Origin of the sequence: Paenibacillus germinis, from assembly GCF_013141785.1 — a bacterium.
In the GTDB taxonomy this organism is placed as follows: domain Bacteria; phylum Bacillota; class Bacilli; order Paenibacillales; family NBRC-103111; genus Paenibacillus_E; species Paenibacillus_E phytorum.
Genome location: NZ_WHOC01000018.1, coordinates 1 through 15,273 on the forward strand (window position 1 = coordinate 1; position 15,273 = coordinate 15,273).

Annotated in this window: 10 protein-coding genes; 7 read left to right on the forward strand and 3 right to left on the reverse strand. The window is 47.3% G+C overall.

The window, feature by feature from the left end; translation table 11 throughout:
* Positions 1–7: 7 nt before the first annotated feature.
* The 3 genes from GC102_RS02210 to GC102_RS02220 are packed head-to-tail and all read right to left on the reverse strand — an operon-like array spanning position 8 to position 3,461.
* Positions 8–1,387, reverse strand: coding sequence for a DUF4129 domain-containing protein (locus GC102_RS02210; RefSeq protein ID WP_171688044.1), 1,380 nt, complete (start codon positions 1,385–1,387; stop codon positions 8–10).
* Complete coding sequence (locus GC102_RS02215) at positions 1,350–2,501, reverse strand: DUF58 domain-containing protein (RefSeq protein WP_171688045.1); 1,152 nt, start codon at positions 2,499–2,501, stop codon at positions 1,350–1,352. Before GC102_RS02215 ends, GC102_RS02210 begins: the two co-directional genes overlap by 38 nt.
* Before the next feature lie 3 nt (positions 2,502–2,504).
* A complete protein-coding gene (locus GC102_RS02220; protein ID WP_246320703.1) occupies positions 2,505–3,461 on the reverse strand; it encodes an AAA family ATPase in 957 nt (318 codons plus the stop codon).
* 832 nt (positions 3,462–4,293) lie between these two features.
* On the opposite strand from GC102_RS02220, the gene GC102_RS02225 reads away from it, so the two are divergent.
* The 7 genes from GC102_RS02225 (at position 4,294) to GC102_RS02255 (ending at position 14,524) form a co-directional block, all read left to right on the forward strand.
* Positions 4,294–5,952 carry a response regulator gene (locus tag GC102_RS02225; protein ID WP_171688046.1) on the forward strand — a complete coding sequence of 553 codons (1,659 nt, stop codon included), beginning with the start codon at positions 4,294–4,296 and terminating at the stop codon, positions 5,950–5,952.
* An 81-nt stretch (positions 5,953–6,033) separates the two neighbouring features.
* Positions 6,034–7,764 (forward strand): cache domain-containing sensor histidine kinase, encoded by a 1,731-nt coding sequence (locus GC102_RS02230; RefSeq protein ID WP_171688051.1) that lies wholly within the window; start codon positions 6,034–6,036, stop codon positions 7,762–7,764.
* Positions 7,765–7,776: 12 nt separating this feature from the next.
* On the forward strand, positions 7,777–8,757 hold the full coding sequence (locus GC102_RS02235) for a substrate-binding domain-containing protein (protein ID WP_171688047.1): 981 nt from the start codon (positions 7,777–7,779) through the stop codon (positions 8,755–8,757).
* 110 nt (positions 8,758–8,867) lie between these two features.
* A complete protein-coding gene (locus GC102_RS02240) occupies positions 8,868–9,941 on the forward strand; it encodes a galactose ABC transporter substrate-binding protein (protein ID WP_171642662.1) in 1,074 nt (357 codons plus the stop codon).
* A 145-nt stretch (positions 9,942–10,086) separates the two neighbouring features.
* A complete protein-coding gene (locus tag GC102_RS02245; RefSeq protein ID WP_171688048.1) occupies positions 10,087–11,604 on the forward strand; it encodes a sugar ABC transporter ATP-binding protein in 1,518 nt (505 codons plus the stop codon).
* Between the two features lie 18 nt (positions 11,605–11,622).
* Positions 11,623–12,654 (forward strand): galactose/methyl galactoside ABC transporter permease MglC, encoded by a 1,032-nt coding sequence (mglC, locus tag GC102_RS02250; protein ID WP_171642657.1) that lies wholly within the window; start codon positions 11,623–11,625, stop codon positions 12,652–12,654.
* A gap of 136 nt (positions 12,655–12,790) precedes the next feature.
* Positions 12,791–14,524, forward strand: coding sequence for a methyl-accepting chemotaxis protein (locus GC102_RS02255; RefSeq protein ID WP_171688049.1), 1,734 nt, complete (start codon positions 12,791–12,793; stop codon positions 14,522–14,524).
* Positions 14,525–15,273: the final 749 nt, after the last annotated feature.

Genomic DNA, 15,273 nt, shown 5'->3' on the forward strand with positions numbered 1-15,273 from the left:
AAGGTGTTCATTTCAATTGATTGCGAATGAGAGGGTCAAGAGTTTGCAGTACTTGATCAAGTTCTAAATCAGATACATTGTCATCTCTATATCTCGCTTGGTTATAAGCTGTTGTTATGGCATGGACGGCATGGCTGGGCAGCTGATATTGGTTTGATAGCTCCCGTTCTGTTTCATTCGGGGTATGAGCTTTATTGTAAGTATAGCCACCCTCAGCTGCTTGCTGGATCAAAACACGATAAAGGAAACGGATGCGCTCCTGATTGTTCGGCAAATGTGACCATTTTGGTTCATTTATCCTCCCCCTAGACCAGCTCTTCATCGTTTGCTGCCACCACATACGCGGTAGTTCTTTCCACGCTAGAAGATTCTCTTTTTCATCCGTGAATCCTTCGGTTCCCTCGCCTTTCTTGCTGCTAAATGAACGGTTCATCAAGCGCCGGATAAGCGAGACCAGAGCAGGTGTCAGCTTGGCAATGATGATATAAATGACGCCAAGGATAAGGGCGATGACAATGAGATAGCCGAAAATAACCTGGGCATAGTGAAGCAGCATGTCAAACCAGCTGGGTTCGTCAGTGGGAGCAGGAGGAGGAAGCGGCAATGGTTGTGCTGAAGGACTTGGCTCTAGCGGCTGATCAGACGACGGTTCGGACTGCAAAAGGCGCAGCAGCCAAGCGATCGAAGCACGAAGAAGAGAGCTGATTCCTTGCTGCAATTGCTGAAAATAGGCAACAGCTGCGATGCAAGCAATTAATGTGATTAACCAAATGCGGCTTGAACGCTTCACTGACTCAGATAGTGACGATGCTGCAGCACGTTCATTGCCTGCTAACGTGGCGCTAAGGAGCTGAGCGCGATTCGTAGCTAAGAAAAAAATGACCAGCGAACAAAATCCGAATCCATTCATCCAACCTATATACGGATTGAAAAGATCCAACCGTCCCATAATGGGGACACCTACGAAATAAACCAAACCTGCGGTAACAAAGATGCTCGCAGGGAAGAGCGAGAGCCATCCATCCTTGGTGCAGCGAATTCCGCGATATGCAAATATTAACCCGATGGCTGCGCAGGTCCAGCCATGCCAGTTGTTGCCTTGCAGGAGGTAGGTAATCGTTAAACCTGCTCCCGCACAAAGCATTAACTCATAGAGAGTACGCGTTAGCCATTTTATACGTCCAAAGAAGCAGCCGAACACATAACAGAGCAAAAACTGTAAGCAAGTCATCCAGAGTAAGGTCTCAGACACATAGACCTGGATTAGAACGATAATCGGAAAGAAGATAATGAGTTCGAGTAAACCGTACAAGATCGCTAAGCCGAATTCTCTCACAAGAAAATGAAGATTAGCTCGTTGAGAAGGCGTTTGAATGGGCGCTAACATTGGAAACACCTACCTCCTCTCCGTTCAGCTCAAGAAGGCTGTGCTGCAAGGGGATGATAAAAACAGAATGTCCTAATGATTCAAGACGCTCAATACTTTCTTCGATCCCCTTAGATACGAAAGAAGTCAGCAGGATGATGTCCATCGCGGTTCCTTCTTGCTCGATTCCATAATCCAGGAAGTCTTCGAAGGAGCGAGAGCAGGAGATAGCAAGCTTAGCCATCGTTTCGAAAAGGTGTTCCAAATGTGGCCAACCACCTTCGGGGGCGAGGTACACGGGAACTCCAGGCTGCCCCTGCAGAGAGCCGTTGTAGCCGAAACCAACAGGAATACCTTGGCTCACGGCATATTCAGCAAGTGTAGCTGCGTACGAGAGAGCTTTCTCAACAAGCTCGGGATCGGTCACAGCATCCCACATCGTTTCCGTTATTTGCGTATTTACGGCTAAGAGCAGCCTAGGGTCAGCAGTGAAATCTCGATTATATACTTGAAGTTTCTGGCTGCGTGCTGTCGCTTTCCAGTGGATGCTGTTCATCGTATCCCCAAAACGATATTCCCGGGCGCCGGAAACGAGGAACGGATCCGGCATGATCCAACGTTTGACGGTTATATCGCCTTGCCATCGGCTGGAGAGGAGCGGGATGTCATCTCTGCTTACCAAGCGAGGGTAAACAAGGAGCTCCAGCTGCATACGGTGGATCGAAGAAGCAGCTTGCACACCAACCAAATCTCCCATTGAAGCGGCGACCGTTTCGAGCTTATACCAACCTCGCTTCGCACAGTATACCCCATGGCGTCGGACTATTCTTGTATAGGGCATAAGACTGAACAGACTGCGATGATTCTGGAAAAGAGCTCCGCTGCTCACTGCGAGATTGCTCATCTTCGCAAAGTGGAGCCCCGCGTGAATCGTTGATTCCAAGCGAAGCCAAGGAATCGGAGCTAGCTTGCGATTAACGATCGTTTCGATCATGACAATGTCGTCCCCGGCATGGCAATGCGTCGTACTGAAGGCTCGCTCAATGCGAAGCCCGCGAAACCCCCAGCGGGCAAATAGCTGATGCTGGAGGAGGAACAGAGCGACAGTGATGATGAGAATCCAGCTAATGCTCATCGGCTACCCCAGCTTCACTTCCGTAGGAACGGGGGTAGCTGCAAGGATACTGACCAACAGAGCATGCACCTGCTGGTCCTGTTGGCGCGATCGGGTGCGCAGCAGGATGCGATGCGCCCAGACGGGCCCCACCAGCGTTTTGATGTCGTCTGGCAGCACGTAGTCGCGGCCGCGAAGCGCCGCGTACACCTGCGCCGACTTCATCAAGGCGCGAACGCCGCGCGGGCTGACGCCAAGCGCGGCATCCGCATGCGCGCGCGTCGCTTCCGCGAGCTGCACGATGTACTGCAGCAGCTCGTCGCTGACGCGTACCTGCGTGAACAAGTGCTGAGCTTCGAGCAGCTCAGCACGGCCCACAACCGGCAGCAGCTGATCGAGTGGATCATGCTGCTGGTAGCGCTTCAAGATCTGGACCTGCTCGGCTGCGGACGGATAGCCCAGCGAGAGCTTCATCAGGAAGCGATCGAGCTGAGCTTCCGGGAGGGGGAACGTCCCCTGATTCTCGACAGGGTTCTGCGTGGCAATGACGAGGAACGGAGCTTCGAGCATGCGCGTTTCACCGTCGATGCTCACTTGGCGTTCCTCCATGCTTTCCAGCAAGCTGGACTGCGTGCGCGGGGTCGCTCGGTTAATCTCATCGGCAAGCACGATGTGAGCGAAAAGAGGACCTGGGCGGAATTCGAATTCGCCCAGCTTCTGGTTGAAGAAATTTATGCCGCTTACATCTGACGGCAGCAAGTCGGGCGTGAACTGGATGCGCTTCATTGTGCCGTCGAGGGAGCGGGCTAGCGCTTTGGCTAGCTGCGTTTTCCCTGTGCCGGGAACATCCTCAAGCAGCACATGCCCGGAAGCAATGAGGGCGATGACCATAAGCTCAACGGTATCGTCCTTGCCAACAATGACTTTACCTACGTTTGTTTTAATAAGTGAAGCGATTCGTCCTATTTGTGCGAAATCCAATGGGGCTTCCTCCTTGTTTGCATGAGCAGTTTTATTGTAATTCCTGTCTTGTAAGCAGTTTTACTACAATTCCTGTCTACTGAGGGAACGTCGATTCGTTATTTCTTTCGTTTTGCTGTTTTCAGAGAACTAAGCGGAACTACGTTCCGCTATTCCTTGAAAATTGCAATGAATTCCTCAATTTTGACAAAATAAGGCATCATAGTTCCCTTTGGGTAACGAAAAGAAGCATTTTGCAAGAAATAGCGTAATCAGGTTCCCTTCATCATCGCGATGACCCAGTTCAGCGACGGCTGAGTGGAGTTTGTTTGCGAAGTCCAAGTCCAGCGACGGGTTGAGTGGAGTTTGTTTTGCAAAGTCCAGTCCAGCGACGGCTGAATGGAGTTTGATCGCGAAGTCCAAGTCCAGCGACGGCCGAGTGGAGTTTGTTTGCAAAGTCCAAGTCCAGCGACGGCCGAATGGAGTTTGATTGCGAAGCCCAAGTCCAGCGACGGCCGAGTGGAATTTGTTTGCAAAGACCAAGTCCAGCGACGGCCGAATGGAGCTTGATCGCAAAGGACCAATTCAGCAGCGGCTGAATTAATGTTAATTCCTTAAGACTGCACCATGCTAAGCAGGAGATTGTCCCAGATTGATGTCCTTTTTAGTGGGTTTTCTTTCTCTTACTTAAGTTTAACAGACAAAAGGTGATTTTTACCATTATTTCCTGATGAGAGCACCAACCAGTTGTGTATTCCATAGGCAGTTAGTACAATGATGTTTATTAAGAATACGCTTACGAGAAGCGCTTACGAAGTAAGCTTTTTATACGGAAAGCTTTAGGAGGACGGACATGTACAAGCTGCTATTAGTGGATGACGAAGAGGACGTGCGGGAAGGTGTCGTCCGTGAGATAAAATGGGAAGCTATTGGCTTTGAAGTGGTAGAGAAGGCGGAGAACGGCAGGGAAGCGCTGGAAATGGTTGAGCGCCTGCAGCCGGACGTGGTTGTGACGGATATTCAGATGCCGTTCATGAATGGGCTCCAACTAGCTGAAGCGGTCCGTGAGCGTTTTCCGACGATTAAACTCATCATCCTAACGGGGCATGATGAGTTCGAATATGCCCAAAAGGCGATTAAGCTGCATATTGATGAATATGTGCTGAAGCCTTTTTCCGCGCAAGAGCTGATTAATGCTTTACTGAAGGTGAAGGAGCAAATTCAGGAGGAAGTGTCCCATCGGGAAAATGTACAGCTGCTGAAGGAGCATTACCGCAAGAGTATGCCTGTACTTAAGGAAAATTTCATGGCAACGCTAATGAACCGGAAACTTCCGCGCGAAGAAGTGTACGAGAAGGCTGCGAACTACGGGATTGAGCTTACTGGGAATAGCTATGTTGTAGCGGTGCTGAGTATCGACGGGGTGCTCATTCATGAAGAGGATTTGGAGAATCGCGGTGAACTGGCGAAGTCCGTTTCTTTGAAATACTCCGAGGATCAGGCGCTGAAATATTTTGCCCTGCTGAATATTACCGAGGAGATCGCCGATAAACGGCGTCTTGGTCTTGTTTTCATGCATAACGATCAAGTGGTTGTACTAGCCGCGAGGGAGAGCACAGACCGAGAAGCTGCGCTTCAAGAAACGATGAAGGTGCTGGAAGAAGTACGCCAGAACGTAGAGAAATATTTGAAGTTTACGCTTACCGTTGGAATCGGAACCGTTATGAAAGACATAACCAAGATTAGTTATTCGTATGAAGATGCGGTGTTGGCGCTGGATTACCGGCTTATTTTGGGCAACAACCGCATGATCTACATCGATGATGTGGAGAAGCGAAACGTGGAGAAGATTCGTTTTGACGATGTGAAGGAGCATGCCTTGACGCGCTGCATTAAGGTCGGGACGAGTCAGGAGATTCGGGAGACGATGGATGAGCTTTTTCAAGGGATTGAGGGCGGTGTTTCCGTTAAGGACTACCAAATTTATTTACTCGAAATATTGACTTGTATCCTGAAAGCGGCCAAGGACTCGAACCTTAACGTCGATGAGGTATTTGGCGATCATTTTATTCCTTTTACAGAGATAAATAAATTCACATCCTTGGAAGAAGCCAAACATTGGCTTGCCGAACTATGTGCCAGCATGATGAATCATATCGCGACGGATCGTCAATATACGTACAAGAATCTGGTCGAAATGGCCAAGGATTATACGAAAAGCCACTATCATGAAGGGGATATTACGATTAATAAAGTGTGCGGCCACCTGCATATTAGCGCGGGGTATTTCAGCAGTATTTTCAAAAAAGAGACGAAAATGACCTTCGTGAACTATTTGAACCATATTCGTATGGAAGCAGCTAAGGAGCTCTTACGTTCTACGGATATGAAGGCACTTGAGATTGCGGAGAAGGTTGGCTATGCCGATGCCAATTATTTCAGCTTTTCATTCCGCAAAAATGTCGGTGTTTCCCCAAAAGAGTACAGAAATAACAGTTCCAAAGGGCTTTAGTGTTAAAGGAGTGGGTGGTAAAGCTTGAAACGTAAAGTGAGAACGCTATTCGAGGCCTTGTATAATGTACTGCTGGACACGATGAGAGTGAAAAGCATTCAATTTACGATTACGATATCGTTTATTTTGATTACGGTGATCGTCATGTTGATCGTCTCGCTGGTGCTTTATAATAAATTTTCTAGAACAGCGGAAGAGAGTGCTTTTCTGAATACGCAGCAGGTGATCGAGCAGGTACAGTTTAACTTGGAACACTATATTAAAGGCATGGCGGACACCTTCGAGGTTGTCGATGCGAAAATTGCCAAAAGCCATGGCATTCCTACGGACAAGCTGCTCGAGCAGTTGGAAACAATCGCGAGTACGCGGGAAGATATCGTCTCCATTCATCTTTTTACAGCAGATGGTGGACTCGTAACTGGCATTCCCACGACCGAGATGCGCAAAAATACGCGACTTCTCGAGCAGTCGTGGTTTAAGTCTGCGCTGGATAATCCGAACCATCTCACTTTTTCCCTCCCGCATATACAGAATCTGTTCAAGGATCCGTACAAATGGGTCGTTTCCATGAGCAAAGGTGTTTCCATTCAAAAGGATGGGAAATGGGTGGAGGCTGTGCTGCTCGTAGATGTTAATTTCAAGACGCTGGATGACGTGTTTCGTACGGTTTCTCTTGGCAAAAAAGGATATGTATACATCATCGACGACTCTGCCGGTAACATTGTCTATCACCCGCAGCAGCAGCTTATTTATATTGGTTTGAAGTATGAAAATGTGGAGCAGGCGCTCAAATTCTCCTATGGAAAATACATGGATATCAGCACCGATGGCGAGTCGCGGCTTAATGTAGTCAGGACGGTTAATAACATCGGTTGGAAAATTATTGGCGTCTCCTACATGGATGAAATGGTTACAACACGCAAGGAAATCAGTACGTTCATGATTTGGCTTCTCGTCATTGTCCTAGTTTTCATTTTGTTGATCTCGTCCTTTATGTCTGCTCGTATTTCGCAGCCTATTAAGCGACTGAAGAAGTCGATGGAAATGGTCGAAAAAGGCCATTTTGACACCTATATTCATGTTCGGGGCGCTGATGAAGTGGAGCAGCTTTCACGGAGATTCAATCTGATGGTCTCACGGGTTCGTGAGCTGATGGATCAAAGCATCCATGAGCAGGAGACGAAGCGGAAGAATGAGCTGGAGGTATTGCAGTCTCAGATTAATCCGCATTTTTTGTACAATACACTCAATTCCGTTGTTCGCATGGTGGGCAATGGGAAGAATGAAGACGTCGTCAAAACGATTACGTCCTTGTCCAAGTTTTTTCGGATATCGCTGAGCAAGGGTAAGAATATCATTACAATTGGGGAAGAGATCGAGCACATTCGGAATTATTTGATTATCCAGAAGATGCGGTATAAGGATAAGTTCGATTACGAGATTCAGGTGGATGATGAGGTGCTGCCCTACAAAACGCTGAAGCTGATTTTACAACCTTTTGTGGAAAACGCGCTCTATCATGGCATTGAATATATGGTGGACGAAGGCCTCATTCACATATCGGTCGGCAAGGACAAAGAGAAGATCCTATTCGAGATTCGGGATAACGGTGTCGGTATGTCGGAAGAAACGCTCAAAAACATCCTGACCGGTCAGGTGAAAAGTGAAAAAGGTTCCGGTGTAGGGCTGCGAAATGTGCATGAGCGTATCCAGTTATACTTCGGTTCGGAGTATGGGGTCAAGGTTGAAAGTGAGCTGGAAGAAGGAACTACCGTCAAGATTTGGATTCCTTTAGTCTTGGAAGATGAATAGGAAGGAGAAGCCATGGATAAAACAATGAAAGTAAGACCCCTACTATTTGCCATTCTGGTAGCCGTCATCTCCATGTCCTCCTGTTCCAAACAAACGGAGACCACACCAACCGAGCAGAAAAAACATTTTGAGGTTGTACTCCGAAGTCAAAACGGCGATTACTGGAAGACGGTGAAAATCGGAGCCGAAGTGGCCGCGAAGGAGTTTGATGTTGCGCTGGATTTCCGTGCACCTGGCGATGAAGCGGACGTGAAGGGGCAAATCGCTTTAATGGAGCAATCGATCAGCAGCGGACCGGACGCCATTGTGTTGGCTCCAAACAGTTATAAGCAACTGTCTGAGGTTGTGGATGATGCGTCCATGCGAGGAATTCCTGTCATCACGATCGACTCGGAAGTGGAGACACGTAAAGCCAAGAGCTTTATCGGGGCTAATAATTATGAGGCTGGGCAATTGGCAGGCAAACAGCTCATCAAGCTGGCTGGGACAAGCGGTGATATTGCTATTGTTAGCTTTATGCAAGGAGAGCGCAATACAGAGCTTCGGGAACAAGGTCTTTTGGAAGAATTATCTAAATATCCGGACGTTAAGGTGATTGATAAGGTTTACAGTATGACGGACTATGAGCTTGCTGCGCAGCTAACCCGTAACATGATGGAGAAGTATCCCCAATTAGACGGGATTGTTGCTCTGAACGAAATCTCGTCCATTGGCGTTGCGCATGCGATTCAGAGTATGAACCTGCAGGACAAAGTGAAAATCATCACATTTGATAGCACCTCCGAAGAGCTGGAGCTGCTGCAAGAGGGTGTCATCCAAGCGACGATCATTCAGAATCCTTTCAGTATTGGGTATTTGGGTGTAAAGAACGCGGTTGAAGCTTCGAATGGGAAGAAGGTGCCCAGCCGTGTGGATACAGGGATTAAAGCCATTGACCTGGGTAATATGTTCTGGTCGGATAATCAGAAGCTGCTGTTCCCGTTTATAAAGTGATGAGAATTTCGATAGAACACATGAGGATATTGCATTTGTTTTGGTGCTTTGATCCCGTATAGTAGGGAATGTAAATAATAAACAACACACCTTTTAGGGAGGGTCTTACCTTGAAAAAATTGATTACTCTTGCAGTAGCAGGCGCTTTGGTTGCAACCGTAGCAGGCTGTGGCAATAAAACAGCAACACCTTCACCAGCTCCAGCAGCAACTACGGGTGCAGCAGCAACTCCAAAAGCAGCAGACACTGCTAAAAAACCAACAATTGGTGTAGCTATCTACAAATTTGACGATACATTCATGTCTGGTGTTCGTGCCGCAATCGCTGATGCTGCTAAAGATAAAGCAACAGTTGATATCGTGGACAGCCAGAACTCACAACCAACACAAAATGATAAAGTCGATCTTTTCATCACGAAAAAAGTAAACGCTCTAGCGATTAACGCAGTTGACCGTACGGCGGCAGGCGTTATCATCGATAAAGCAAAAGCGGCAAACGTTCCAGTTGTTTTCTTGAACCGTGAGCCACTTGCTGACGACATGAAGAAATGGGATAAAGTTTACTACGTAGGCGCTAAAGCAGAGCAATCCGGTACGATGGAAGGCCAACTGCTGGTTGACTACTTCAAAGCTCACCCAGAAGCGGATAAAAACAAAGACGGTAAAATCCAATACGTTATGCTGAAAGGCGAGCCAGGACATCAGGATGCTGAGCTTCGCACGAAGTTCTCCATCCAAGCGATCACAGACGCTGGTCTGGGTGTAGAAAAAGTAGCGGAAGATACAGCTATGTGGGACCGCGTTAAAGGTCAAGAAAAAATGGCAGCATTTCTAGCTTCCAGCGAAAGCAAAATCGAAGCTGTTCTTGCGAACAACGATGATATGGCTCTTGGCGCTATCGAAGCTTTGAAAGCAAAAGGCTATTTCAAAGATAACAAATTCTTACCGGTTGTAGGCGTAGATGCTACAGCTCCTGCTCTTCAAGCGCTTAGCGATGGCACATTGCTCGGAACGGTTCTGAACGATGCGAAAAACCAAGGTGCAGCAACAACGAATGTAGCAGCAGCACTTGCTAACGGTAAAACACCTAGCAAAGAAACAACAGGCTACGATGTAACTGACGGTAAATATGTATGGATTTCCTACAAAAAGATTACAAAAGCTAACATGAACGAAGCGAAGTAATCCGAATAGAAGCGGGCAAGAGCAGCGATGGTTGACTACGCGGGCGCTCTTGCCTTCCTTATTTGGGAACCCATGCAAAGGTAAAGAGACAACGAAGAAAGGCTTCACTTTGTGGGGATTATCGTGAGCTGTAGGGGGAGTTACCATGACTGTACATGACTATTTATTGGAAATGAATCAAATCTCCAAAGAATTCCCCGGCGTCAAAGCGCTGGATAACGTTACCCTCAAAGTTCGCCCGGGAAGCGTGCATGCGCTGATGGGAGAGAACGGTGCGGGCAAATCGACGCTGATGAAATGCTTGTTCGGTATTTATAAGCCGGATGGTGGAGAAATCAAATTGAATGGCGAAGTCGTATCCATTCAAAGTTCGAAAGATGCATTAGAGAACGGCATTTCCATGATCCATCAAGAGCTTCATCCAGTTCCTCATCGTAACGTAATGGAGAATATCTGGCTTGGCAGATTTCCGCTAAAAGGGATCGGACCTTTGAAATTAGTGGATCACAAGAAGATGCGTAAAGATACAGAGAATTTGTTCAAACAGCTCCAGATGGATATTAAGCCGGATACACTGGTAGGGACGTTATCTGTTTCTAAGGTGCAATCCATTGAAATTGCCAAGGCTGTATCATTCAATTCGAAAGTCATTGTTATGGATGAGCCGACTTCTTCACTAACGGGTAACGAAGTTGAGCAGCTGTTTCGCATCATTCGCGACCTGAGAAGTCGTGGCGTTTCGATCATCTATATTTCACATAAAATGGAAGAAATTCTCGAAATTTCAGATGAAGTGACGATTATGCGCGACGGTACCAAGATTGGTACGTGGGCATCGTCGGAGTTAACGACCGACATGATTATTTCGAAGATGGTCGGACGAGATCTGAAGGAGCGTTTCCCTGAGCGCAGCAATGTGCCGAACGGTGTATTAATGAAAGTCGAAGGACTGACTTCTGTCATTCCAAGATCATTTAAGAATGTATCCTTTGATCTTCGTAAGGGTGAGATTCTTGGAGTCGGCGGTCTTGTCGGTGCACAGCGGACGGAGTTGATTGAAGCTTTGTTCGGGATGAGAGGTGTTGCTTCCGGCAGCATTTCCATGCATGGCAAGCAAGTGAAGCTCAAGTCGCCGATCGATGCAATTAAGCAGAAAATCGCTTTGCTCACGGAGGAGCGACGTGTAACGGGTATTTTCCCCGTATTATCTGTTCTTGAAAACACCGTAATTGCGAATTTGGGCAGATATATGAATCCACTAGGCTTCATTAACGAAGCTAAACGTAAGGTAGAAGTCGAACGAAGTATCGAAATGCTTCGGGTGAAGACACCGAATATGCACGCGCTGATCAAGAACCTGTCAGGTGGTAATCAACAAAAGGTGCTGCTTGCCAGATGGCTGCTTACAGAACCGGACGTGCTTCTGCTTGATGAACCGACACGGGGAATTGACGTAGGTGCTAAATTTGAAATTTACTCCATCATCGCTGACCTTGCGAAGCAGGGGAAAAGTATTATCATGATCTCTTCTGAAATGCCCGAACTGTTAGGGATGTCAGACCGAATCATGGTCATGTGTGAAGGACGCCTTACAGGCATTGTAGAAGGAAATAAAGCAACTGAAGAAGAGATCATGCGCCTTGCTGCACAGCATATGGCATAATGGAGGGGGCCAAGAACCATGAGTACGAAGACAGAAACATTGAAATCCAGAGACATTAGTGGGTTCGTGACCAAATACGCAATCTACATCGTGCTAGTCGTGCTAGTTATCGGTATCGCGATATATGATCCACGTTTTTTATCCGTAAATATCCTTCGTGATATTTTACTGCAGTCATCCACGCGCGTAATCATCGCTTTGGGTGCGGCATTCATCTTGATAACAGGGGGAACGGATCTTTCGACCGGACGTATCGTCGGCTTGACCGCCGTTATCTCCGCTTCCATGCTGCAAACACAGGAGTATGGTCGAAGATTTTTCCCGAATTTGCCGGAGCTGCCATTGATTGTGCCGATCCTTATTGCGATTGCAGCCGGTCTATTGGTAGGTCTGATCAACGGGATCATTGTTGCAAAATTCAAGGTTCCACCGTTCATCGCAACTTTGGGTACGATGGTCGCTGTATACGGAGCCAACTCCTTATACTTTGATATGAAACCGAATCAGTCACAACCGATTGGCGGATTGAGATCAGATTTCAGTCAGTTGGGGACAGGCGCGATCGGAACCGGTTCTACGTATTCCATTCCTTACATTGTCATTATTGCCATTGTCGTATCTATCATCGTTTGGATTGTGTTCAACAAAACGAAGCTGGGGAAATATATGTACGCCATCGGCGGGAACATTCACGCAGCAGTCGTTTCAGGGATTAACGTAAACCGTTACCTCATCTACATCTATGCGATTGCTGGCGCTTTGTATGGTCTAGCAGGGGTGCTAGAAGCAGCAAGAACGGGTGGCGCAACGAATAACTATGGGAATATGTACGAGCTTGATGCGATCGCAGCTTGTGTCGTCGGTGGTGTATCCACTTCCGGTGGTATCGGGACTGTACCTGGTGTTCTTGCAGGGGTTTTAATTTTCAGCGTTATCAACTATGGTTTGACGTTTATCGGAATTAGTCCATACTGGCAGTTGATTATTAAAGGTGTCATTATCGTCGCGGCTGTTGCCTTCGATATGCGTAAATACATGAACTCCAAATAAATAAAGATAAACACCAAGAATGCTCCATCTCATTTGGTTATAGGTAATAATGTGAAACAGGCTGTCGCGATTTAACGACAGCCTGTTATCCTGTATAAAATGAAAGCGATTACTGACGTCCGAGGGGGGCATAGTCATGGCTGTTAGTCATAATTCGGCTAGCTGGAGAGAGCGAATATTATCAGTTTCTTTGAGAAGCAAAATTGTAGGCACATTTGTTATTGTATCTTTACTCGTTGCAGTAACCAGCGGCATGTCGTATACATACTTGAATAAAGTGGATAGCTCTTATTCCAAGCTTTTGAATGATAATGTTACTATTCTTCGAAATGTTTCTGAGATCAAAGAGAAAACGCAAATACAGAACAGCATGCTGTTCGGATACGTTTTAGACCCTACGAAGGACAAAGAGAAGCTTTTGACGGAAATGAATGGAACACTTTCTTTGATCATTACAAAGATGGGAGAGGTTTCGAAGAACGAGGATGAGCAAAGTGCTATTCAATCCATGGTAGACTCGAACATGACATTTGCTCGTCTAGTGAAGAAAGTGACGGAATACGTCGACAAAGGGAACGTGGCTCTAGCCAAAGCTGAGGCGATGCAGTGGGCTATTCCGACAACGGAAACATTGACGCAGGCTGCCGCGAAGATTGAAGAGCTGGAAAGGAAAGTCCAGGAGGAAGCTTCTGCCCGCAATCATGATGTGGTTGTATCGACCGTTCAAACGTTGATCTGGGTCAGTGTAGCAGCTTTTGTTTTCGCCTTGGCCATCGGCCTCTTGCTGTCCCGCATGATTGTTAACCCCATACGTTCTATGGTACAAGCAGCTGAACGAATTGCAGCATGCGATTTAACGGTTGGTGACATTAACGTGAAAAATAGGGACGAACTACGACATTTGGCTACCGCTTTTAATCAAATGAAAGCCAATCTGCATAGCTTAATTAGTCAGGTAGGAAGCAGTGCACAGCACGTCGCTGCTGCTTCGGAAGCACTTAGCAGCAATTCTGAGCAAGTTAGCGAATCTTCGGAACGCATTACATACACAGTTCAAGACATTTCGATGGGTACGGATGCGCAAGTGCGCAGTGTACACTTGGGAGTCTCCATCATGGAGGAAATGTCAGCTGCCGTCATTCAGATTGCAGGCGTCACGCAGTCGGCTAACCATCAGTCTTTCCTTGCGCAGCAAGAGGCAGGGGAGGGTAATGCGGCTGTCGAGACAGCGATAACGCAGATGAATGCTATTTATCAAAAGATGATGGAACTTGCTGAATCCGTACAGAGGCTAGGTCAACGGTCTGAACAAATCGTCAATGCGAACGCGATGATTGCAGGTATTGCGCGGCAGACGAACATGCTTGCGCTCAATGCCTCCATTGAAGCGGCACGTGCCGGAGCCGCTGGTAAAGGCTTTGCGGTCGTCGCCGATGAGGTCCGCAAGTTATCCATGCAGACGGGAGCAGCGGCGGAAGAAGTCGCTCATCTTGTTTCCAGTATTCAGGATGAAACAAGAGAGGTTGTCAGGTCCACCGAGGCTGGGAGCCGAGAGGTGCAGACGGGGCTTGAGGTGGTCGGCGTAGCGCGGGATACCTTCCAACGTATTCGCGGTGCGATGGACGAAGTTGCGAGGCAGATCGAGGAAGTGGCGGGAAGTTCGGCCGCTATTTCCGAGAAAACGCGCGCAGCCGTGGATGTGATTCGCGCGATTGATGAAGTCGCCGGACAGACCGCAGCGGGAGCAAGAAATGTATCTTCCAACATCGAGGGTCAGTACGCGAGCATGGAGGAGATATTCTCCTCGGCGACAGTGCTGAACAGCATGGCTGCTGATTTGCAAACCTTAATCGGAAGATTCCGCGTGTGACGAGTATATCTGACTCAGAGTTTCGGAGAATTCCTCGGTTGGGTAGGATGAGCAGGCTAATTATGCTACTTTTGAGTGCTTATGAGTGCTTATGAGTGCTTAGGAGTACTTAAGAGGAACGATATGCCGCTATTTTTGGGAAAATGTGCTGAAAGTCGAATCTAACGGAACGAGAGGGCTCTATTTAGGAAAAATAGAGCTCTTCAGGACGCGAAGCAACGAAATAGCGAATCCTCGTTCCTCTTGGCGGATGAAACTGGTGTTTTTTCGTCAAATAAGGCTTCTACGTTCCTTTTGAGGAACGATAATTAACCGGAGTGTGTTATTGAATGAAATTCGTACGAACCGGAGGCAAAAAGGAAGAGATAACGAATCGTTGATCCACTTACACTGCAATCCGAACTTTCATTGCTTATTTAACGTACCCTTGTTTTAATAGATACGAATTTAAATGTTTTGGGTTTGGGGTAAGCGAAGCTTACCCCTTATTTATTGGGCGCCGCGGAAACGGATGTATTCATCACTAAAGTGCGGGGAGCGCGTGGAAGTGACTTGATAGTGAGAAAACACGCTTAAAATCGGAGGATGCGTCCGGAACCTCCGTAATATCTGCTGAGGCGATGAAATTCATAACTAAAGTGTGGGAATGATGCTAAAGAAGTGAGAGGTCAAAAATGCACTTTTCAGATACTCTAAGTAAAGTAGCATGTGAATCCTGAGAAGGCAGAAAAGGCTGTCTCGGAGGCTCG

Coding starts and splice junctions, on each gene's coding strand:
- GC102_RS02210 (WP_171688044.1), bottom strand. CDS start 1,387: ATGTTAGCGCCCATTCAAACGCCTTCTCAACGAGCTAATCTTCATTTT.
- GC102_RS02215 (WP_171688045.1), bottom strand. CDS start 2,501: ATGAGCATTAGCTGGATTCTCATCATCACTGTCGCTCTGTTCCTCCTC.
- GC102_RS02225 (WP_171688046.1), top strand. CDS start 4,294: ATGTACAAGCTGCTATTAGTGGATGACGAAGAGGACGTGCGGGAAGGT.
- GC102_RS02230 (WP_171688051.1), top strand. CDS start 6,034: ATGAGAGTGAAAAGCATTCAATTTACGATTACGATATCGTTTATTTTG.
- GC102_RS02235 (WP_171688047.1), top strand. CDS start 7,777: ATGGATAAAACAATGAAAGTAAGACCCCTACTATTTGCCATTCTGGTA.
- GC102_RS02245 (WP_171688048.1), top strand. CDS start 10,087: ATGACTGTACATGACTATTTATTGGAAATGAATCAAATCTCCAAAGAA.
- mglC (WP_171642657.1), top strand. CDS start 11,623: ATGAGTACGAAGACAGAAACATTGAAATCCAGAGACATTAGTGGGTTC.
- GC102_RS02255 (WP_171688049.1), top strand. CDS start 12,791: ATGGCTGTTAGTCATAATTCGGCTAGCTGGAGAGAGCGAATATTATCA.